Origin of the sequence: Sorangium sp. So ce327 (assembly GCF_051530205.1) — a bacterium.
Taxonomy (GTDB): Bacteria; Myxococcota_A; Polyangia; order Polyangiales; family Polyangiaceae; genus Sorangium; species Sorangium cellulosum_B.
This window is the reverse complement of sequence record NZ_CP150330.1, coordinates 6053632-6074751: the sequence shown is the minus strand read 5'-3', so window position 1 is coordinate 6074751 and position 21120 is coordinate 6053632. Positions and strand designations below refer to the sequence as shown.

The following is a 21120-nucleotide window of genomic DNA, read 5'->3' as shown; positions in this document are numbered from 1 at the left end:
GCGCAGGCGTTCGTGGTGGCAGGCCCGGGAGCCGTGAAATCCTGAAGCTGCGGCGCACCCTGCGGCGAAGGGAGGCGGAGGTCGGCGACCTCCACCTCCTTTTTTTGTACCTTTGATAGATCGGCCGCCACACGGCGTAATCCATTCACGAGGCGACGCGAACGGGCGCTGGGCCCGAACATGGAGGCCGCCCGTTACCCGGTGGGAACAAGGGTATGGCGACCCCTCGACTCTCATGACGCCCCTTGATCGGAGGACTACTATGACTGCTCGAAGACGTTTGTTTGGATGTCGAACCCTCGGTACCTTGCTCCTCTTGGTGACGGCGACGACCGGACGGCACGCGCTGGCGGCCGATCTGCTGGTCAGCAGCGAAGAGACCCACTCCGTGCTGCGCTACGACGAGACAGGGGCGTTCGTCGGCACGTTCGCGAGCGGCAACGGGATGAACCGTCCCGAGGGACTGGCCTTCGACGATGACGGGCGCCTCCACGTCGCGAGTTATGGATCCGACATCGTTCAACGGTTCGACGGTACGACGGGCGCCTTCCTCGATGTGGTCGTCTCGAACGCGACGGGCGGGATCTCCCAGCCGGTGGGGTTGAGCTTCGGTCCGGACGGCAACCTGTACATCGCTGACCGCGCGACGGCGAGCATCCTTCGGTTCGACGCGACGGGGACGTTCCTCGGCGTGTTCGCGCAAGGGGGCCTGGCGGCGCCCGATGCGCTGCTCTTCGGGCCTGGCAACAACATGGTTGTGGCCAGCCGCCTGACGCACCAGGTGATGTGGTTCGACGGTACGACGGGGGCCTCCAAAGGCGTCGTCGCCATGGGAGGGGGCCTCGACACGCCCGAGATGATGCTGTTCGACCCCGAGGGGCACCTGCTCGTCGTGAGCCGCGGCACGGATCAGATCCTGCGCTACGATGGCACGACGGGGGCGTTTCTTGGCGTGTTCGCCTCGGGGCAGGGGCTCTCGGAGCCGTTCGGCATGGTGAAGGGCGGCGACGGCCTCGTCTATGTGACCAACGTCGGGACCAACGACGTGAGCCGCTTCGAGTTGGCGACCGGCGCCTTCGTCGACACGTTCGTCGCATCGGGCAGCGGCGGGCTGAACGGGCCGACGTTTCTCACGCGTCCGGTGTCAGGGACGGCATTCCCAGCCGATCCGGTCTGGCGCTCGGCCGGCGCGGCGCAGCTTACTTCGTCGCCTGGGCCGCCGGCTCGACGACGCAGCGGATGCCGAGGAACCCGCAGCGGTACGTCGCCTCGAAGCCGCCCGGCCGCGCGGTCCTGACGAGCGGCGCGATGCCGTCGCGCCAGCTGCCGCCGCGGGCGATGCGCATCTTGCCCTTGCCGTCGTTGGCGTTGGTCGTCCACTCGAAGACGTTGCCCGCCAGGTCCTGGATGCCCTGCGGGCTCGCGCCGGCCGGGAAGCTCCCCACGTCGCACGCGGTTTTGCGCGCGGTGCCGCCGCCGGACCAGCAGAGCTGATCCTTCGGCGCCTCCTCGCCCCACGGATACGGCCGCGCCTCCTCGCCGCCGCGGGCCGCCCACTCCCACTCGTCGTCGCGCGGCAACCGCTTGCCCTGCGCCGCGCAGTAGGCCTGTGCCTGCGAGAAGTCGACGCAGACCATCGGCTGCTTCTCCTTGCCGGCCACGCCGTAGGTCGACGCCTCCTTGGCGCAATTGGCCAACGTATCCGTGCACTTGCCATCCTTGACACACGCCGCGAAGGCCTCCGCGGTGACCTCGGTCCTGTCGACGCAGAGGTCATCCACGGTGGCCTTCACCTTGAGCGGGCCCATCACGAAGCTGCCGCCCGGGACCCGGGCCATGCCGTCGGGACAGCCGTTCGATGGCTTCGCCGCCTCGGCGGGCGCGGCGGTCGGCTCGGCGCCGGCCTGCCCGGCGCCCGCCTGCGCCGAGGCCACCGCCGGGTCGGGCTGGGGCGGCGCCGGGGCGAGCGCCGTCCCAGCAGTCGAGGCGGGGTTCGTGGCGGTGGGCTGCGCGGCGGGCGCCTGATCGGCGGGCGGGCCGCCGGGAGTCGCGGGGGCGGCGCCGCACGCGGCGACGAGGACGCCGCTCGCAGCGGCAAGGAGGAACAGCGAGGAGATGGCGCGGAGCGTGGTGTGGGATCGCATGGTGTCTCAGGAGGCGGTCACGGTCGGCGCCGGCTCGTCTTCCAGCCATTGCTCCTGGATGACGATCGCCGGCAACAAGGTGAACGGCCCGTCGTAGCCCGGGCCGAACGTCAGGATCTGGATCACCCGCCGATCGCCGCGGCGGATCGGGAACATCACCTCGCCCCCGCGCGGGAGCTCGCTGCCGCCGCGGGGCGGGTCGATCCAGAAGGCCACGCCCTCGGTCTTTCCGCCGAGCAGCGAGATGGCCGAGACGGTGAGCTCCGGGCAGCGGATGCGCAGCCACTCCCTCGCCCTGTACGCGCGGCAGCCTGCGGCCGCGGGGCCGGCGCGGGAGAGGCGGACGCGGGGCGCCGCCTTCCACTCGGCGGCCGTGGGCTGCTTGGACGGCTCGGGCGGGAAGGGCGCGGCGTCGAGGGGCAGCTCGTCGCTGGCGTCGGCCGTCGCGCTCGCCGCGGCCCTGGGCGCGCCGCCTGGCTGCGCGCCAGGCGCCCCGGACGCCGCGGCCAGGACGGAGGCCACGCCGGCGCCCATCAAGGCGAGCAGCACGGAGCGCGGCCTCATAACGTCTCCAGGAACGCCACGAGCGCCGCCCTGTCCTCGGGCGACAGGTGGCTTGTCTTGCCCATCCAGTCGGCGTTCTGCTCGATGAGCTCCGCCAGCGTGCCGGCGCGCCCGTCGTGAAGGTAGGGCGGCCGGCCTCCGACGAAGCGCAGCGACGGCGTCTTGTACTCGGGGCGCGGATCCTCGTCGTAGCCCGGCGGCGGCGGCCGCTTCGGCATCGGGTACGCCGTGCGATCGGTGTAATCGCTCGTGGGGACGTGGCAGCGGGAGCACTTCGCCTCGTCGCTGTGGAAGATCTCCCGGCCGCGCTTCACGCGCTCGTCCGGCGCCCTTTCGGCGCGCGGCGGCGTGACGAGGCCCCGGCGGAGGAACATCGCGAGATAGGTCGCCCGCGCCGCGAGGCTGGCCGGCGTATGGTCGATCGGCAGCCCGCCCCAGCGGTGCAGCCCCATGCCTGTCTGCAGCCTGCCGACGAGGTCCTCGCTCTCGCCGTGCCAGCCGTACGGCCCGGCCGCGCCCACGTTGCCGGCGAGCATCGGGGTGCGCCGAGGAACTCCTCGCTTCCTGGCGACCTCGGGGATGTTCTCCGGCCGCCCGACGAAGTTCGCGTGCTCGCCGTCGGCCGTGCTGAAGGTGGCCTCGCGCCAGACGTACCCGTCGTCGCGCCCGTCGGGGTGGCATCCCGCGCAGCCGAGGTTGCCGCTCACCGTGGCGTCGAGCGCGTTGTAGAAGAGCCGGCGGCCCTTCGCGACCTCCGGCCCGAGCGGATCGTCGGCGAGGTGCACGAGCGCCGACGGCCCTTCCGCCGCGCCCGCGGCGGCGGACGCCGGCGCGGGGCTGGCCGAGCCCGCCGGGCCCGCCGATCCCACGGGCGCGACGGTCGGGCCCGCCGCCGCGTCGTGCAGCCGGAGCGCCGCCACGTCGCCGGTCGAGCGGCAGAAGACCCACGCCGTCGCCTCGTCCGCGGAGAGCGCGAGGCCGGTCGGCGCGCCGCACGTGCCGGCCACGCGGATGTGCGGATCGTAGCGGCCGCCGACCGGGTAGCTCCTTACGATCGCGAGCGTCGGATCCACCGCTGTCGCGTCCACCTCGAGCACGAGATCGTCGCCCTCGCCCGCGACGAGCAGCGTGCGCGCGCGCTTGCGGTACGCCATGGCGCGCGGCTGGGTGACGGGCGTGACGCCCGCGCCGGGCAGGGTGATCACGCTCTCCGGGGTGATCACCTGCTCGGCGAACGCCGATCGGAGCACCGGCAGGTTGCCGTGGTGCGGCGGGGCGAGCGGCTCGTCCCGGCCGGTGATCAGCACGTCCACCGTCGCGGCGCCGAACCACGCCGCGTGGCCCATGGCGCCGAGCGCGTGCCGCGCCGCGAACAGGCGCCGCCCGTCCTCGGAGAGCGAGAGCGCATACCCCAGCGACGCGGCGAGCCGCTCGCCCGACGGCGCGCGCAGCGGCGAGGCGGGCAGGGCGACGCGCCGGACCTTCGGCGCCCCGCCGAGATCGTCGATCCTCGTGAGATCGGCGCCGACGAGGTGGCTCACGTACGCGGCGCTGCCGTCGGGCAGCACCGCCACGCCCCGCGGCTCGCGCGCCACGTCGACGGTCCACCGCGTCTGCCCGGCCTCGAGGTCGACGGCCGAGACCTTGTGGGTCCACGCCGAGGTCACGATCGCGGTCTTCTCGTCGGGCGTGACCGCGATGCCCCACGCGTCGGCGGGCAGCGGCACGCGGCCCACCTCGACGAGGCCGGCCGCAGGATCCGGCCGGAAGATCAGCAGCAGCCCCGGATCGCGGACGGTGGCGAGCACGCGCGCGTCGTGCTCGCCGCGCCCGCCGAGCGCGAGCACCTGCGCGGGCCTGCCTGGCGCGGGGACCCCTGCGCCGGGCCGGGCGGGGTCGAGCGGCAGCGGCACGACGCGCACGACGCCGTGGTCCTCGTCGGCCACATAGAGCGCGTCCTCGCGCGCGGCGCGGGACAGGGCGCCGCCCTCGCGGACCGGCGCGCGCAGCGGCGCGGCCGTGGACGGGGGCAGGGGAGCGGTCGGAGCGCCCGCGCCGCTGGCCGAGGAGCTCGCGCTGCCGGCCGGGCCAGGGCCCGCGTCCGTGCCGGCCGTGGGGCTGCGGGAGCAGGCGCTCGCGGCGAGCGCGAGGAGCGCGGCGAGGTGGCGTGTCGCGGGGAGGGTCGCCAAGGGGTCGCCGGATGTTCGCGCGCCCTCGCGCCCCGGGTCAACGGCCGGTCGCGGCTCCGGCCTCGGCGCGCGGCTCGGCGTCGCGCCAGACGAGCGCGCGCCACGCGCCCCGCTCGAAGATCTCCGGTCGACGGTCGGCGAGGAGCGGCGCATAACGCGCCACGATCTCCGGAACGTCGGTGGACACGAGCCCCGAGAGGATCAACGTCCCGCGGGGAGCCAGGCGCGCCACGATCCGAGGGGCGAGCGCCGTGAGGACGTCCCGAAGGATGTTGGCCACGACGATGTCGAACGTCCCGTCCGGCCACGTCGCCGAGAAGCTCACGCGCGCTTCCACCGCGCTCCGCCGAGCGTTGTCCGCCGCGATCGCGTTCGCGGCGGCGTCGATGTCGACGCCGATCGCCTCGCCGCCGAGCTTCGCGGCGCCGATCGAGAGGATCCCCGTCCCGCTCCCCACGTCGAAGAGGCGAAAGCCGCTGCGTGGCGCGAACGACGCGAGCGCCTGGAGGCACATCCGCGTGCTCTCGTGCCGGCCGTCGCCGAACGCGTGGCTCGGGCCGAGGACGATGGTGCGGTCGTCGACCTCCGCGCCCCGCGGATCGGTGATCACGCGAAAGCGCGGTGGCACGTCAACGAAGGTCGAACGGTCGCTCATGCGTCGTCGAAGTCTGCCACCGCGGCAGCCCGGGTGTCATCCGCGCGATGGCCCTCGGGGGCGCCGGGCGGCCGGGGTTCGCGACGCGCCGGCCCGGCCCAGCGGCGAGCGATCTGGCCCGGGCGGGCGCGATCACCAGCGGGTCCAGCGGGAGATCCGCTGCAAGCGCGTATACCCGCTCCCGTCGTCGGAGAGCCCGTATGCCGTCGCGTCGGGAGTGCTCATGTGCGGGCCCCAGCCCTCGTCCTCGATCGGCTCATCGTCGTCCGCGCCGAGGTTGTAGACGAAGCAGTGCCCGTAGTGCTGCGTGACGCCCGCATAGGCGCCCGCGCAATTGCCGTCGTCCTTGGTGTCTGCGTCGAAATCCGGCGACGACCACCCCGTGGCGAATTGCCACGAAAAGAGGTGCTCATCCCCGCTGACCCGTATCGGCGTGAGGAGGTGCATGTCCCCGGTGTCGATGCCCTCGGCGGTCGCCCGCATCACCTCGGCGACGGTCCCCGCGATGTCCTCGATCTCGTCGCGGTATTCCCGGCCGGCGATGTACAGCGACGGCTGGTAAAGGTTGTCGCCGAGCGACGGCGTCCCCTTGGTGGCGAGCCGATCGGCATACAGGATCTTCCAGAACGGGAGCGTCGCGCCGTCCGCTGACCCGACGCTGTTGTAGACGAGCGCCCAGCGATCGCCGTCCACAGGCTCACCGCAGTAGACCTCGGCCTGCTCCTCTGGGCCGGGCCCGTCGGGATCGAGCGCGTAGACGCCGCTCGGGGCGCTCTCGGGGACGGCGCCGCACCGGTCGTAGACGCACCCTTCGCTCGCCTCTTCGGCGCAGTCTTGCCCGCCGGCGCCCCCGCCACCCCCACCCCCACCGCCGGCGCCCCCGCCCGCCTCCAGGTGGTAGGGCCCATCGAGCCCGGCGAGGGACGTACACCCGCACGCCAGGAGGCACGCCGCCGCCCCCACCCACGTCGCGGACCCGCTCGTCATCGTCGCTCCCATGACCTGCTGCCTGCCGAATCACACCCGCCGGATCGGCGTGGCGCTCCTCCTGCGCCGCGCGGACGCTACAGCCTCACCCCAGGCCTGGCAAGCAACCGGTCCGTTCGCGAAGCTCCCCGACCGCTCGCTCGGGCGCGCCGCTGCCCCGCAGTCATTGAGACGGAAGACGAAGGCGGCGTGGCGAACGCAACGAACATGACGGAACGGACGTAACGAACGCAACGCGCGTAACGAACGCAACGCGCGTGACGAACGCAACGCGCGTGACGAACGCAACGAGCGTGACGAACGTGAAGTGAATGAAGAAAAAATATCCTACAGAAACTTCATAGAAACAGGCGCCCATGCATCGTCCTTGGCAAATCCTGGGCCCGTGTATGGCTGAGGCCATCCAGGGCGCACACCCGCGGCGAGAGCGCGCTCACCCCGCCGATCTCGCCGCGGAGCTGGCCTAGCTCATTCTCGAACGAACAGGCGATTTCACGGACGGCGCCTCCGGAGCGCAGCCCGTCCAGTCTGCCCCGACCGGCGGGCGTGTCCCTCTCCATGCGCCCGAGGCTCCACGGTCATCCCAGCAAAGGATCTTTGGAATGAAGAGACGAGAACCTGCGAGTGAGGCCCCGAGCGCCACGCCCCTCCACCGCCGGCGTTTCCTCGGCGGTGCGCTCGCGCTCGGGGGAGCCGCGCTCCTCCCCGCCTGCGAATCGCGGTCCGAAGCGTCGGCGAAGCCGGCGGCGAACGCCGCGCCGCTCATCCCGGACGCCGCCAAGCCCGAGGTGTCCGATCTGCGCTTCGGCATCATCGCGCTGACCGACTGCTCTCCTCTCGTGATCGCCCACGAGAAGGGGTTCTTCAAGAAGTACGGCATCAACGCGACCATCGTGAAGGGCGCGAGCTGGGCCGCGATCCGCGACTCGCTCACGAACGGGGATCTCCAGGCGACGCACATGCTCTTCGGCATGCCGCTCGCCTCGACGATGGGGCTCCTCGGATCGCCGAAGATGCCCATGGTCATCCCGTGGCTGCTCAACCGCAACGGCCAGGCGATCACGATGAAGAGCGACCTCCGGGGCAAGGTGGCCGGCGATCCCAAGGCGCTCAAGCCGTTCATCGAGGAGGCGAAGGCGAAGGGGGCGCCCATGACCTTCGCGATGACGTTCCCGCCTGGAACGCACGCCATGTGGACCCGTTATTACCTGGGCGCGGGCGGCGTCCACCCGGACAAGGACGTCGCGCTCGTGACCATCCCGCCCGCCCAGATGGTCGCCAACATGAAGGTGGGCAAGATGGACGGCTTCTGCGTCGGCGAGCCGTGGAACGCCAGGGCGATCTCCGACCAGATCGGCTACACGGCCGTCACAACGCAGGAGCTCTGGAGGGACCACCCCGAGAAGGTGTGCGCGTTCACCGCGGAGTTCGCCGACAAGAACCCGAAGACGGTGAAGGCGGTGATCAAGGCGCTCCACGAGGCGAGCGTCTGGCTGGACAAACTCGACAACCGCCCCGAGCAGGCGGACGTCGTGTCGAGGCCCACGTACATCAACTGTCCGCCGGAGCTCATCCTCGGCCGGCTGCAGGGGCGCTACGACTACGGCGACGGGCGCACCAAAGAGGACAAGGACTACATGATCTTCAGCGAGCGGGGCTGCAACTACCCGCAGCCGAAGTACGCGCTCTGGTGGCTCAGCCAGTTCCGCCGGTGGGGCATGGTGGAGGGGAAGCCGGACTACGAGGGCGTCGTCAAGCAGGTCATGCGCCCCGATCTCTACGAGGAGGCGATGAAGGAGCTCGGGGTCGCGCACGGCGGCCGGAGCGACGCGCCCGAGACGCTGTTCGACGGCGTGACGTTCGATCCGAAGGACCCGGAGAAGTACGCGACGTCGTTCCCGGTCCACGCCCTGAAGGGATGAACCCACATCGCCATCGCCGCGCCGGCGGGAGGCGCGGCGGCGGAAGCGGAAGCGGAATCGGAAGCGGAATCGGAAGCGGAAGAGGAGTGCTGCATGAGCGAGGCGAAGGCGATCTCTCCGAGGATTCGAGTCGACCACATGATCCTGCCCCTCTTCGGGGTGGCGTGCGTGATCGGGCTGTGGGCCGCCGCGAGCAGCCTGTGGACCCAGGCGCTGCCCTCTCCGCTCAAGACATGGGAGGTGAGCAGGCCTTACATCTTCGAGCCGTTCGAGAAGCGGGGAGAGCTTGACCAGGGCATCCTCCGCTTCACCTGGTACTCGCTCCAGCGGGTCGCCAAGGGCTACACGCTGGCGATCCTCCTCGGGACGCCGATCGGCTTCTTCCTGGGCGCGTCGAGGCTGTTCAGGTCGAGCTTCGATCCCATCATCCAGATCCTCCGCCCGGTCTCGCCGCTCGCGTGGCTCCCGCTCGGCCTCGTGCTCTTCCAGAAGCCCGACCCTGCCGGCGTCTTCACCATCGCGATGTGCTCGATGTGGCCGACGGTCCTGAACACCGCGCTCGGGGTGCGATCGATCCCGCAGGACTACATGAACGTCGCCAGGGTGCTCCGGCTGTCGCGCATGAAGACGCTGTTCAAGGTGCAGCTCCCCGCGGCGCTCCCCTACATGTTCACGGGCTTCCGGCTCAGCCTGGGCATCGCCTGGCTGGTCATCGTCGCCGTGGAGATGTTGACCGGCTCGCCCGGGGTCGGCGGCTTCCTCTGGCAGGAGTACAACAGCCTCATCTACGAGCACATCATCCTGTGCATCATCACCATCGGGGTCGTCGGCTTCCTTTTGGACGCCCTGATGAGCCTCGTCGAGCGCCGGCTCAAGCTGGCGGGAGCGTGACGTCCATGCCGCTTGTCGAGCTCTGCAACGTCGGGAAGAGTTATGGTGGCGGGGCCACCCGCACCGAGGTGCTCAGGGACATCCACCTGGAGATCGAGAAGGGAGAGTTCGTCGCCGTGGTCGGCTATTCGGGCGCCGGCAAGACGACGCTCATGTCCCTCATCGCCGGGCTCCTCAGGCCGGACACCGGGGAGGTCAAGCTGAACGGGAAGGTCGTCGAGGGGCCGGGCCCCGACCGCGGCGTCATCTTCCAGAACTATTCTCTCCTGCCCTGGCTCACGGTCTACGAGAACGTCTACCTGGCCGTGGACCAGATCTTCGGCTCCTGGCCCGCAGAGAAGAAGCGGGAGCACACCGAGCGCTACATCGCCATGGTGAAGCTCACCGAGGCCCGCGAAAAGAAGCCGGCGCAGCTCTCCGGCGGCATGCGCCAGCGGGTCTCGGTGGCGCGGGCGCTCGCCATGGATCCGGAGGTCCTCTTGATGGACGAGCCGTTCGGCGCGCTGGACGCGCTCACGCGCGCGACGCTCCAGGACGAGATCGCGCGGATCTGGCGCGCCACCCGGAAGACCGTGCTCCTCATCACGAACGACGTCGACGAGGGCATCCTCCTCGCCGACCGGATCATCCCGCTCAGCAAGGGCCCCCGGGCCACGCTGGGGCCAGGGATCACCGTCGATCTCGAGCGCCCTCGGGATCGCAAGGCCCTCAACCACGATCCGCGCTTCAAGGAGATCCGCGGCGCGGTGATCAGCTACCTGCTCGGCCCGGGCGCCGGGCCCAGGGCGGGCGAGAGCGCGCCCGATGCAGCGCGGAGCGCGGAGGCGGTCGCATGAAGAAGTACCTCGAGATCTGGAACGTCACGAAGACCTTTCCCACGCCGAAGGGCCCGTCGATCGTCGTCAGGAACTTCGATCTGAACCTGAGGAAGGGAGAGTTCCTGTCCCTCATCGGCCACTCCGGGTGCGGCAAGTCCACCGTGCTGTCGATGGTCGCGGGCCTCTCCGAGATCACGAGCGGCGGTATCGTCCTCGCGGGCAGGCAGATCCAGGGCCCTGGCCCGGACCGCGGGGTCGTGTTTCAGTCGCCCTGCCTCCTGCACTGGATGACGGCGCTCGAGAACGTCCTGCTCGGGGTCGAGCAGGTCCACCGGCAGAAGAGCAGGAAGGACTGCATCGAGATCGCGACGCACTACCTCGAGCTCGTCGGGCTCGCGGAGTCCATGCACAAGAAGCCGCGCGAGCTGTCGTCGGGGATGCAGCAGCGGGTCGGGCTGGCGCGCGCCTTCGCCCTGTCGCCCAAGATGCTCCTCCTGGACGAGCCCTTCGGCATGCTCGACTCGCTCACCCGGTTCGAGCTCCAGGAGGTGCTCATGAACCTGTGGGCAGAGGACCAGAAGACGGCGCTGATGGTCACGCACGACGTCGACGAGGCCCTGTTCCTGTCGGACCGCATCGCGATGATGACGAACGGCCCGGGGGCGCGGGTCGGCGAGATCCTGGAGGTCCCGTTCCCGCACCCGCGGGACCGTCAGGAGGTGCTGGAGGACCCGATGTACTATCCTCTCCGAGAGCGGCTGATCACCTTCCTCGAGGCCCAGGCCCACAGGGAGAAGCCCGCCGAGGAGAGCGCCCGAGAGTCCGTCCCGGAAGGCGCCGTGAAGACGGGGCGCTTCTGGAACGCGCTCTGGAAGGGGACGAGGACATCCGCGTAGAGCGGGGGAGAAGGGAGCGGACGGCCGTCGCCGGGGCTGCCCCCATGAACGTGCCTCTCCCAACAGCCTGCATGTGCTCTCCTCTCGAGGACCGTACAGCCTACAGCGTCGCTTCCTCCGTCGAGGGCTCTTTGCGACGAACCTCACCAAAGCGCGGATTGCGGTCTCGCTGACCGTTCTGGGCAGAGCTCATCACGGCCGGGCGAGCGCGAGCTCTGCGCTGCGCGCACAGGTGCGCGCAGCGCTCACGAGGCTCACCACCTCCGACAAAAATGGAGGGAGCGGGGCATGCCCTGAAACAAAAGCCATACGGACAAGCTGGAGTTGCGCGAATGTATCCTTTCTCCGCCTGCGTCGGTTGCGGCAAGCGATCAAGCGAGGAAAGTGCATGCGCGTATCTCGAATCTTCGCGGCTGTCGGCATCGTATGGCTCTCTTCTGCCTGCGGCTCGTCCGAGGGCACCGGCTCGGGAGGTGAAGGTGGCGTCGCCACCAACTCAGGGCCCTCCAGCGGCGCGGCCGGGGGCAGCTCCTCCGCCGGTGGCTCCGGAGGGGCCAACGCTGGCGGCGGCGGGACGACTGGAACGGGCGGCGGCGAGGCGACCGGAACGGGCGGCGCCAGCGCGACGGCCAGCTCTGGAGAAGGCGGCGCGGGCACAGGCGTTGGTGGCGCGGGTGCCGGCGGTGCCGGTGCCGCCGGCGGCGCGGGCGGTACGGACGGCGTCGGCGGCGCGGGCGGCCCTGACACGGGGGTCGAGGTGCCGACCTGCGAGCCCTTCGGGTCCACGTGCGCGCGCTCCGGAGATTGCTGTTCCGGCATCTGCGACAGCGCGACGAGCACCTGCGCCTCGCCGCTCAGCGTCTGCCTCGGGACAGGCGCCGCTTGCGAGGAATCCTCGGAGTGCTGTACCCTCAACTGCGCTTCGGGCAGGTGCAGCGCGACCGCCTGCCTCCCCGACGGATCCGACTGCACGGCAGGCGGCGGCGCGTGCTGCAGCGGCATGTGCGTCGGCGGGACGTGCAGCGACGTCAACGGCGCCACCGCGTGCCAGACGGGTGGCAACCCGTGCACCGAGGACACCCAGTGTTGCTCCCAGCTCTGCGGGCGAGACAACCGCTGCGTCCTCTACTCCTCGTTCTGTGTGCAGCGCAACGACGTCTGCAAGGGCGACAGCGACTGCTGTACCGGCGTGTGCGTGAAGCGGAACGCATCCGATCCCGCGGGCTACTGCGGCGCGGAGCCGTCGACGTCGAGCCGCTGCAACAGCGGCGGCATCGACGGCGCGGTCTGCGACAGCTGCGGCTTCTGCTGCAGCCGCGTCTGCGCGCCGTACGGCCCCACCGGGATCGCAATCTGCCAGCCGCCGAGCGGCTGCCGCGTGAACGGCGCCCTGTGCCGGCGCAACGAGGACTGCTGCGGCGGCGACCCCACGGCCGCTCTGCCGGGCGCCGGCAATGTCGTCTGCGACAAGTCGGGGGATCCGGACGGGGAGATCGGCCGCTGCCGCAACCCCAACGGCTGCACGCCCCAGGGCGGCGTCTGTCACTTCAAGGACAGCTATTGCTCGGATACGTCCACCAGCGCTCCCAACAACTGCTGCAACTACCTGGGGAACGCCAGCAACTGCCGCCTCGACGCCCTCGGCGTGCCTCGGTGCAATGCGCTCACGGCCTGCCGCCAGGCAGGCGAGGACTGCGCCTCCGCCGACGACTGCTGCGACGGCGCTCCCTGCGTGCGGAACAGCGAAACGGGGAAGCTCCAGTGTTACGACACGCCCGGAGGGACGACGCCCCAGTGTGTCACGGCGGGCGGACCCTGCACGAACAACGGCGACTGCTGCGTCGGAACGACGTGCGAGTACGAGCCGGGCTCCGTTTCGGGCACGTGCACGACGCCGGACTCCCCGACAGGCGCGACCGGGAGCTCGAGCGCGACCGGGAGCTCGAGCGCGACCGGCGGAACGGGCGGCGCTGGCGGCGCTGGCGGCGGCGGTGGCTCGGACGGGGCGGGCGGCACCCCGCCGCGATGCGCCGAGTACGGGCAGCTCTGCGGCGCGACGTCCGACTGCTGCAACGCCGGAACCGTGCAGTGTTACAACGGCATCTGCCGCATCCCTCCGGGCTGACGCCGCGCGCGGGCGCGTTGACTCGTGTCGATGCACTCGTGATTCACTCGTGTCGAGGAGAATGGCTATGATCGACAAGAACCGCGGGATCTACGCCCGCTCCTTGTTCCTGACGTCGCTCGGGTGCCTGGGCTGGGCGCTCGCGTCGGGATGTTCGGTATCGGACGGCGGAACCGGCGCGGGCAGCGGCGGCTCCGGAGACGGCGGCGCCGGCGGAATGGACTTCGGTGGAACGGGCGGGGATCCCTCCCTCGGAGGCGGTTTCATCGCGACCGGGCCGGGCGCCAGCTCCGGCGGGGGGGAGGGCGGCGGCGACTGCGGCGGCCAGCAGGTCGAAGCTCAGCCGCGGCAGGTTCACCTCGTGATCGTGCTCGATCGCTCCGACAGCATGACCAAAGCGTGGGAAGGGAGCGACCGCTGGACGATGATGAAGGGCGCCCTCGGCACCGCGCTCGACGTGATCCAGGACAGGATGTCCGTCGGGCTTCAGCTCTTTCCCTCCGACGAGCACTGCGGCATGCCGGCGGGGGAGGACCTGAGCGTGGCCGTGGCGCCGGGCTCGACCTCGGTCCCCGCCATCAAGACCCTCCTGGATGGCACGGACCCCGGCGGCGCGACGCCGACAGCGGACGCCCTCGCGCGCGCCCTCGGGTACCTCACCGTGGGAGCCGGCGGCACCCTCGAGGGCGACAGGTACGTCCTCCTGGCGACCGACGGCGGTCCCAACTGCAACCAGGATCCGGCCATGACCTGCGAGGCCGCGACCTGCACGACGAACATGGATGGGGACTGCCCTTCGGGCGTGCCGAACTGCTGCGTCGCCGGCTTGACGGACGTGTGCCTGGACGACGTGCGCACGGTGCAGCGGGTGAAGGACCTGCGCGCGGCCGGTATCAAGACCTTCGTCGTCGGCATCCCCGGCGCGACGGCCTATGCCGCTGTGCTGGACCAGCTCGCCGTCGAGGGCGACACGGCCACGTCGGAGACCTCGCCCCGTTATTTCGAGGTGGTGGACGCGGCGAGCCTCGGCGATACGCTGACCAGCATCACGAGGGATCTCGTGAGGACCTGCGAGCTCTCGCTGGAGACCGAGCCGCCGGACCGCGCGAAGGTGAACGTCTTCATCGACGATGAGGTGCTGCCGAAGCCGGGCGACGACGGCTGGGACTACGACGATTCGACGACCCCGCCCACCATCGTGATCAAGGGCGCCACGTGTGAGCAAGTGAAGTCCATGGGGGCGGAGAGCGTCCGTGTCGAGTTCGGTTGTCCCACCGTCGAGGTGCCGCAATGACCTGCGCCTGGGACGCGCCCTCCCGGCGCGCCGCGTGATCGACCTCCTCCAGCCCTCCGAGAGCCAGCCCACATCGCATGAAGCGCCGCGCTAGCGCGCCGCACTGCCGCGCTCGGTGACGGGCGCGAACGCCAGCCTCCGTCCAAGTTGGATGTCTAGCGCACAAATACTGAAAAATATCACCCTGGACGAATCAATGCTCCGATTTCGGTCGTGACTCGGGGGCACCGATCTAGACATAATCCGCCCATGGTGCGCTTGTGCGAGAACACCGTCCGTCCTGTCTGCTCGACGCGAGCAGCAGCGGCGGCGGGCCAGCCCAGCGCCCCGGCGAGGTGAGATGCTCTCCGCGACCTGTTCCGTGAGCCAGCCGATCTACGTCGACTCGAGCATCGAGGTGTTCGAAGGAACCTGGGGTGACGAGCGCAAGCCTGCTGTCTTCAAGGTCCTGAAGAGCGAGTTCCCGAGCGCGCGTGAGCTCGCGGCGCTCCGGCACGAGTACAACGTGCTCTGCGCGCTCGACGTCGAGGGCGTCGTCAAGGCGTATGGGCTCGAGAAGCACAGGAACGGCCTCGCGCTCGTGCTCGAGCGGCCGAGCAGGACGACGCTCCACGACCTCCTGCGCAACGGCCGGCTGGAGATCAAGGCGGCGCTGACGATCGCCCGCTCGGCGGCCCGGGTCCTCGACGAGTTCCACCGCCGCAAGGTGATTCACAAGGACATCAAGCCGCACAACCTCCTCGTCGACCCGGACACGCTCGAGGTCCATTTCGTCGGCTTCGGCATCGCGACGCTCCTCCCGCAGGAGACGCAGCAGGCGATAAGCCCCGAGGCGCTCGAGGGGACGCTCGCGTACATGTCGCCGGAGCAGACCGGCCGGATGAACCGCGTGATCGACCGCCGCACCGACCTCTACTCGTTCGGCGTGACCCTCTATCAGATGCTCACCGGCGTGCTGCCGTTCACCGGCAGCGACCCGCTCGATCTCATCCATGGCCACATCGCGCGGACGCCGGTGCCGCCGCCCGAGCAAGTCCCGGGCGTGCCCGACGCGGTGTCCCGGATCGTGATGAAGCTCCTCGAGAAGAACGCGGAGGACCGGTACCAGAGCGCCTTCGGGCTCTTCGCCGACCTCGACGCGTGCCTCCGCCAGCTCTCGAGCTCCGGCGCCGTGGCGCCCTTCGCGCTCGGCCTGCGCGACATCCCCGACACGCTGCGCATCCCGCAGAAACTCTACGGCCGCGCCGAGGAGGAGCGCGCGCTGCTCGCCGCCTTCGAGCGCGCCGCCGGCGGGGAGGGCGAGCTCCTGCTCGTGTCGGGGTACTCGGGCATGGGCAAGTCGGCCCTGGTGAACGAGATGCACAGGGCCATCGCCCAGCGAGGCGGCTACTTCACCGCGGGCAAGTTCGAGCAGCTGAACCGCGGGGCGCCGTACGCCTCGCTCGCGCGCGCCTTCCGGGAGCTCCTCCGGCACATCCTCACCGAGCGGCCGGAGCAGCTCGCGCGCTGGAGCGCGGCGCTCGCCAGCGCGGTCGGGAGCACCGGCCAGCTCCTCGTCGACCTCATCCCGGAGCTCGAGTGGATCATCGGCCAGCAGCCCCCGGTCCAGCAGCTGCCGCCGGCCGAGGCGCAGGGCCGCTTCCACGCGATCTTCAAGGCGTTCGTGCGCGTCTTCGCGACCGCCGAGCACCCCCTCGTCCTCTTCCTGGACGACCTGCAGTGGGCCGACCCCGCCTCGCTCAAGCTGCTCCAGGTCCTGGCCGCCGATCCGGAGCGCGGCCACCTGCTCCTCCTCGGCGCCTTCCGCGACAACGAGGTGTACGCGGCCCACCCGCTCCGCGTCGCGCTCGACGAGATCGAGAAGGCGGGCGCGCCGCTCCGCGAGCTCACGCTGCGGCCGCTCGCCCTCGCCGACGTGATCGCGCTGCTCTCGGACGCGCTCTCCGCGGCCCGCGCCGACGTCGAGCCGCTCGCCCGCGTTGTGTTCGACCGGACCCAGAGCAACCCGTTCTTCGTGCGGCAGTTCCTGGGCTCGCTCCACGCGGAGGGCCTGCTCCGCTTCGAGAAGGGCGCCTGGACGTGGGATCTCGACGGCATCCGGCGGCGCACGGTCACCGACAACGTCGTCGATTTCATGGCGCGCAAGATCGAGGAGCTCGAGCCCGAGCTCGTCCGCGTCCTCCGCCTCGCGGCCTGCATCGGGCACGAGTTCGACCTGCGCACCCTCGCGGTCATCAGCGAGCGGCCGGCGCACGAGACCGTGGCCGCGCTGTGGAAGATCCTGCAAGAGGGCCTGATCGCGCCGGTGGACGCCGACTACCGCCTCGCGCACGCGAGCGACGACGAGGCGCAGGCCGGCGTCGACTGGCGCGTCACCTACCGATTCCTGCACGATCGCGTCCAGCACGCGGCGTACTCGCTCATCAGCGAGGATCACAAGCGCGAGGTCCACCTCAGGATCGCGCGGCTCATGCTCGCCAGCTGCGAGGGGGCCGCGCGGGACGAGGCGCTCTTCGACATCGTCAACCACATCAACATCGCGGCGCCCATCGTGACCTCGCCCGCGGAGCAGGCCACGGCCGCCGAGCTGAACCTCGCCGCCGGCAGGAAGGCCAAGGCCGCCACCGCCTACGAGGCGGCGGCGGGCTATTTCCGCGCGGGGCTCGGGTTTCTGCCCCACGGCGGCTTCGACGACCACTACGAGCTCGCGCTCGCGCTCCACAGGGAGCGCGCCGAGGTCGAGTCGCTGTGCGGCGCCTTCGAGGAGGCCGAGCGGCTCTGTGCCGCGGCGCTCGCGCGCGCCCGGACGGCCATGGACAAGGTCGCTGTCCTCCTCGTCCAGGCGAACCAGTACCTGCTCCAGTGGCGCAATCACGAGGCGACCCTCGTCCAGAAGGCCGGCCTCCGGCTCCTCGGCTGTCCGATCCCCGAGGCCCGGGAGGAGGTCGCCGCGCTCCTCGAGCAGGAGCTCCGGGCGGTGCCCGTCCTCCTCGGCGCGCGCAGCATCGAGGAGCTCGCCCGCGCCCCGAGGACGACGAACCCCGAGCACCCCGTGACGCTGGAGCTGCTCGTGAACCTGTTCTTCGGGGCCTACAACTCGAGCGACCAGACGCTCGCGAACCTCGCCATCGTGAAGATGGTGACGCTCTCGCTGCAGCACGGGAACAGCGATATGTCCGCGTTCGGATACGTCGCGTACGGCATGGTGGTCGGCCCGCTGCTCGGCGAGTACGAGACGGCGTACCGGTTCGGCAAGATGGCCGTCGAGCTCGCAGACCAGCTCGACAACCTCGTGCTCCGGGCCAAGACCTACCACATCTTCTCCGCGGACGTGCACAGCTGGACGCAGCCCCTGCGGAAGGCAGATCCCTATTACGACCGGGTCTACGACCTCGGGCTCCAGGCCGGCGACTGGACGGCCATGGGGTACATGATCAGCCAGAGCGGCTCGGACCGGCTCACCTACGGGATGAACCTTACGGAGCTCTCGCAGCTCACCGAGACGCACCTCGCGTTCCTGCGGCGCGCCCGCAGCCATGACATCATCGATATCCTCCTCGCGGGCGTGATCCAGCCCCTCCGGTGCCTGCAAGGGCTGACGAGGGGGCGGCTCAGCTTCGACGACGACGGGTTCGACGAGGCGTCCTACGCGGCGAAGCACGGCGGCTCGCCCTACCACATGGGGTGGCTGCTTTACGCCAAGATCCGGAATGCCTACCTGTTCGGCGACAGGGCGAGCTTCGCCGATCTGATGCCGAAGCTCGCCGTGATCGAGGGCGCCTTGCCGACGCACGCCAAGGTGCCCGAGGCGACGTTCTACGCGGGCCTCATGCGGATCGCCGCGTGGGAGAGCGCCGAGGGCGCGGCGCGGTGGGAGCACGAGGAGCACCTCTCGCGGCTGCTCGGGCGGATGAAGCGCTGGGCCGACGTCGGGCCGGACAACGTGCTTCACAAATACCTGCTCCTGCTCGCCGAGCAGGCCCGCGTCGAGGGGCGGAGGGCCGAGGCGATGGACCTCTACGAGCGGGGCATCGAGGCCGCGCGGCAGGCCGACTACATCAACAACCAGGCGCTCGGCAACGAGCTTTACGGCAGGTTCTGGCTCGCCCAGGGCAGGGTCGAGTTCGCGCACATCCACCTGCGCAGGGCGGTTTACCTGTACGAGCGCTGGGGGGCGACCGAGAAGGCCAGGGCGCTGCGCGAGGAGCTCGCGCCGGCCGACCCCTCGGCCCTGGGCGAGCCTCTTCCGCTCTCGCCGACCGGCACCGCGCTCCAGGGCCTCGTCGCAGGGGAGAGCTTCGATCTCGCCACGGTCCTCAGCACCGCCCAGGCCATCTCGAGCGCGATCGTGCTCGACAAGGTGATCGAGCAGGTCTTGCGCAGCGTGATCAAGAGCGCCGGGGCGAGCCGGGGGTTCCTCATCCTCTCGCGCGGCGAGGTGCTGACGGTCGAGGCGATGATCGCGGTCGGCCCCGATACGGTGAGCCTGGGCCTCTCGATGCCCCTGGAGGCGCGCCTCGATCTGGCCCGCTCGGTCGTGCATTACGTCGCGCGCTCGCGCGAGGCGCTCGTGATCGGGCGCGCGGACGACGACCCGCGCCTCGCCGGCGATCCGCACGTGATCGCGCGCCGGCCGAAATCGATCCTGGGCTTGCCGCTCCTGCACCAGGGCCGGCTGAGCGGGGTATTGTACCTGGAGAACCACCTCGCGGAGCACGCGTTCACCGCCGATCGCATCGAGCTCCTGCGGCTCCTGTCCTCGCAGGCGGCGGTGGCGGTCGAGAACGCGCTGCTTTACTCGGACCTCTCGGCCGTGAGCGCCGAGCTCCGTGAGGCCAACGAGCGGCTGGAGCAGGAGGTGAAGGAGCGGACGGAGGAGCTGTCGCTGGCCAACGTGCGCCTCTCCGCGCAGAGCGCCGAGCTCCGGGACGCCAACCTGCGCCTGCTGCACGAGCTCGGCGAGCGCGAGCGCGCCGAGGCGGCCCGGGCCGAGCTGCAAGAGGAGGTGATCCGGTTCCAGCGGGCGAAGATCTCCGAGCTGTCGACCCCGCTCGTGCCCATCACGAACGACGTCATGGTCATGCCGCTCATCGGCACGCTGGACGAGGAGCGCGCGCACGACGTGCTCGAGACCCTGCTCGACGGCGCGACGAGGAGCGGCACCCGCACCGTCATCATCGACGTCACGGGGATCAAGGGGGTCGATCAGCGCGTGGCGAACGCCCTGCTCAAGGCGGCGAACGCCCTCCGGCTGCTCGGGGTCCAGGCGGTGCTGACGGGCATCCGCGGCGAGGTCGCGCAGGCGCTCCTCCGGCTCGACATCGACATGTCGCGCATCGTGATCCGCGGGACGCTGCAGAGCGGGATCGCCTACGCCGTCGGCCGATCGGGCGGCATGAGCGCGCCGGGCACGCGGCCCTAGGGGGGCGAGACGCGCGCGGCGATCCGCGCGTCGAATCGTGTAGACACGTCCGGAGCGGATCGCGCATCATGAGCCGGCCAGTTGACCGGGGGTTCCTGCGTTAGTCGTGGCCCGCGCGGCGGCACGGGGCGTATGGGCCCGTCGCGCGAGTCGGCTCTTGTCGGGTGGACGGGTGGAGGGGAGAGCGCATGTTGAAGAGCATCGGTCGGTTCATCGTCGGGGTCTGCATGGCGGCGGGGCTCACGGCCCTGGGCTGCGACAACGGCGGCGCGCCGGCGGCGGGGGGCAAGCCGAAGCTCGCCTACATCACGAACGGCGTCGCCCCGTTCTGGACCATCGCCGAGAAGGGCGTCATCGACGGCGCGAAGGAGCACAACGTCGAGGTGAGCGTCGTGATGCCGAGCGACGTGAACGACCAGCTGCACCGGGTCGAGGATCTCCTGATCCGCGGCGTCGACGGCATCGCGATCAGCCCGATCGACGCGGAGAACCAGGTCCCGCTGCTCAACAAGGCGGCCGCGAAGACGAAGCTCATCACGCAGGACTCGGACGCTCCGAAGAGCGATCGCATCGTGTACATCGGCATCGACAACTATGTCGCTGGCCGGATGGCGGGGCAGCTCGTGGAGGAGGCGATCCCCGGCGGCGGCAAGGTGGCCATCCTGGTCGGGCGGCTCGAGGGCGACAACGCCCGCAAGCGCCGTCAAGGCGTGCTCGACGAGCTGCTCGATCGCCAGGACAACAGCGCCGGGAACGACCCGCTCAACCAGGAGCTGAAGGGGGCGAAATACACCATCGTCGCGACCCTGACCGACCAGATCGACGCCGCCAAGGCGAAGAGCAACGCCGAAGACATGATGTCGGCGCACCCGGACCTCGTGGGCCTGATCGGCCTGAACGCGTACCACACGCCGGCCCTGCTCGAGGCGGTGAAGCAGGCGGGGAAGATGAGCTCGATCCAGGTCGTCGGCTTCGACGAGCAGGACGCGACGCTGCGCGCGATCCAGGACGGCGAGGTGGTCGGCACGGTGGTGCAGAACCCGTACATGTACGGCAAGGAGTCGGTGCGCGTGCTCGCGGCGCTCGTGCGGGGGGATAACTCCGTCGTGCCTCAGGACAAGTTCATCTCCCTGCCGGCCCGGCAGATCCGCAAGGGCAACCTGGACGAGTTCTGGGCCGATCTGAAGCAGAAGGCGGGCAAGCAACCGTGAAC

14 protein-coding genes are annotated in these 21120 nt (G+C 70.6%); 9 read left to right on the top strand and 5 right to left on the bottom strand.

The window, feature by feature from the left end; genetic code table 11:
• The first annotated feature begins 235 nt into the window (after positions 1–235).
• A complete protein-coding gene (locus WME95_RS22740) occupies positions 236–1297 on the top strand; it encodes a Vgb family protein (RefSeq protein WP_437910541.1) in 1062 nt (353 codons plus the stop codon).
• Here the strand turns inward: WME95_RS22740 and WME95_RS22735 are convergent.
• From WME95_RS22735 to WME95_RS22715, 5 genes are all read right to left on the bottom strand, one after another.
• Positions 1200–2144 carry a formylglycine-generating enzyme family protein gene (locus WME95_RS22735; RefSeq protein WP_437910540.1) on the bottom strand — a complete coding sequence of 315 codons (945 nt, stop codon included), beginning with the start codon at positions 2142–2144 and terminating at the stop codon, positions 1200–1202. The two genes, WME95_RS22740 and WME95_RS22735, sit on opposite strands and share 98 nt — an antisense overlap.
• Positions 2145–2150: 6 nt before the next feature.
• The gene (locus tag WME95_RS22730) at positions 2151–2693 is read right to left on the bottom strand and encodes a hypothetical protein (RefSeq protein WP_437910539.1); all 543 of its coding nucleotides are present in this window, start codon (positions 2691–2693) and stop codon (positions 2151–2153) included.
• Between the two features lie 11 nt (positions 2694–2704).
• Complete coding sequence (locus WME95_RS22725) at positions 2705–4897, bottom strand: hypothetical protein (protein ID WP_437910538.1); 2193 nt, start codon at positions 4895–4897, stop codon at positions 2705–2707.
• 37 nt (positions 4898–4934) lie between these two features.
• Positions 4935–5552 (bottom strand): 50S ribosomal protein L11 methyltransferase, encoded by a 618-nt coding sequence (locus WME95_RS22720; RefSeq protein WP_437910537.1) that lies wholly within the window; start codon positions 5550–5552, stop codon positions 4935–4937.
• A 132-nt stretch (positions 5553–5684) separates the two neighbouring features.
• Positions 5685–6539: a fibrinogen-like YCDxxxxGGGW domain-containing protein gene (locus WME95_RS22715; protein ID WP_437554695.1), complete on the bottom strand. Its 855-nt coding sequence runs from the start codon at positions 6537–6539 to the stop codon at positions 5685–5687.
• A 602-nt stretch (positions 6540–7141) separates the two neighbouring features.
• Between WME95_RS22715 and WME95_RS22710 the strand changes: the two genes are divergently transcribed.
• From WME95_RS22710 to WME95_RS22675, 8 genes are all read left to right on the top strand, one after another.
• Positions 7142–8461, top strand: coding sequence for a CmpA/NrtA family ABC transporter substrate-binding protein (locus tag WME95_RS22710; RefSeq protein WP_437910536.1), 1320 nt, complete (start codon positions 7142–7144; stop codon positions 8459–8461).
• Positions 8462–8554: 93 nt separating this feature from the next.
• Entirely contained in the window at positions 8555–9352 is a 798-nt protein-coding gene (ntrB, locus tag WME95_RS22705) for a nitrate ABC transporter permease (protein ID WP_437554691.1), read from the top strand.
• 5 nt (positions 9353–9357) lie between these two features.
• Positions 9358–10188, top strand: a complete 831-nt coding sequence (locus WME95_RS22700) for an ABC transporter ATP-binding protein (RefSeq protein ID WP_437910535.1) — start codon at positions 9358–9360, stop codon at positions 10186–10188.
• Positions 10185–11066, top strand: a complete 882-nt coding sequence (locus WME95_RS22695; protein ID WP_437910534.1) for an ABC transporter ATP-binding protein — start codon at positions 10185–10187, stop codon at positions 11064–11066. The genes WME95_RS22700 and WME95_RS22695 overlap by 4 nt, the downstream gene beginning before the upstream one ends.
• Positions 11067–11454: 388 nt before the next feature.
• A complete protein-coding gene (locus tag WME95_RS22690; RefSeq protein WP_437910533.1) occupies positions 11455–13191 on the top strand; it encodes a hypothetical protein in 1737 nt (578 codons plus the stop codon).
• 67 nt (positions 13192–13258) lie between these two features.
• Entirely contained in the window at positions 13259–14485 is a 1227-nt protein-coding gene (locus WME95_RS22685; RefSeq protein ID WP_437910532.1) for a vWA domain-containing protein, read from the top strand.
• Positions 14486–14825: 340 nt separating this feature from the next.
• On the top strand, positions 14826–19907 hold the full coding sequence (locus tag WME95_RS22680; protein WP_437910531.1) for an AAA family ATPase: 5082 nt from the start codon (positions 14826–14828) through the stop codon (positions 19905–19907).
• Between the two features lie 188 nt (positions 19908–20095).
• A complete protein-coding gene (locus WME95_RS22675; RefSeq protein WP_437910530.1) occupies positions 20096–21118 on the top strand; it encodes a sugar-binding protein in 1023 nt (340 codons plus the stop codon).
• Positions 21119–21120: the final 2 nt, after the last annotated feature.

What these genes read in the sequence shown, in the direction of transcription:
- WME95_RS22740 (WP_437910541.1), top strand. Translation starts at nt 236, where the DNA reads ATGACGCCCCTTGATCGGAGGACTACTATGACTGCTCGAAGACGTTTG.
- WME95_RS22735 (WP_437910540.1), bottom strand. Translation starts at nt 2,144, where the DNA reads ATGCGATCCCACACCACGCTCCGCGCCATCTCCTCGCTGTTCCTCCTT.
- WME95_RS22720 (WP_437910537.1), bottom strand. Translation starts at nt 5,552, where the DNA reads ATGAGCGACCGTTCGACCTTCGTTGACGTGCCACCGCGCTTTCGCGTG.
- WME95_RS22715 (WP_437554695.1), bottom strand. Translation starts at nt 6,539, where the DNA reads ATGACGAGCGGGTCCGCGACGTGGGTGGGGGCGGCGGCGTGCCTCCTG.
- WME95_RS22710 (WP_437910536.1), top strand. Translation starts at nt 7,142, where the DNA reads ATGAAGAGACGAGAACCTGCGAGTGAGGCCCCGAGCGCCACGCCCCTC.
- ntrB (WP_437554691.1), top strand. Translation starts at nt 8,555, where the DNA reads ATGAGCGAGGCGAAGGCGATCTCTCCGAGGATTCGAGTCGACCACATG.
- WME95_RS22700 (WP_437910535.1), top strand. Translation starts at nt 9,358, where the DNA reads ATGCCGCTTGTCGAGCTCTGCAACGTCGGGAAGAGTTATGGTGGCGGG.
- WME95_RS22695 (WP_437910534.1), top strand. Translation starts at nt 10,185, where the DNA reads ATGAAGAAGTACCTCGAGATCTGGAACGTCACGAAGACCTTTCCCACG.
- WME95_RS22690 (WP_437910533.1), top strand. Translation starts at nt 11,455, where the DNA reads ATGCGCGTATCTCGAATCTTCGCGGCTGTCGGCATCGTATGGCTCTCT.
- WME95_RS22685 (WP_437910532.1), top strand. Translation starts at nt 13,259, where the DNA reads ATGATCGACAAGAACCGCGGGATCTACGCCCGCTCCTTGTTCCTGACG.
- WME95_RS22680 (WP_437910531.1), top strand. Translation starts at nt 14,826, where the DNA reads ATGCTCTCCGCGACCTGTTCCGTGAGCCAGCCGATCTACGTCGACTCG.
- WME95_RS22675 (WP_437910530.1), top strand. Translation starts at nt 20,096, where the DNA reads ATGTTGAAGAGCATCGGTCGGTTCATCGTCGGGGTCTGCATGGCGGCG.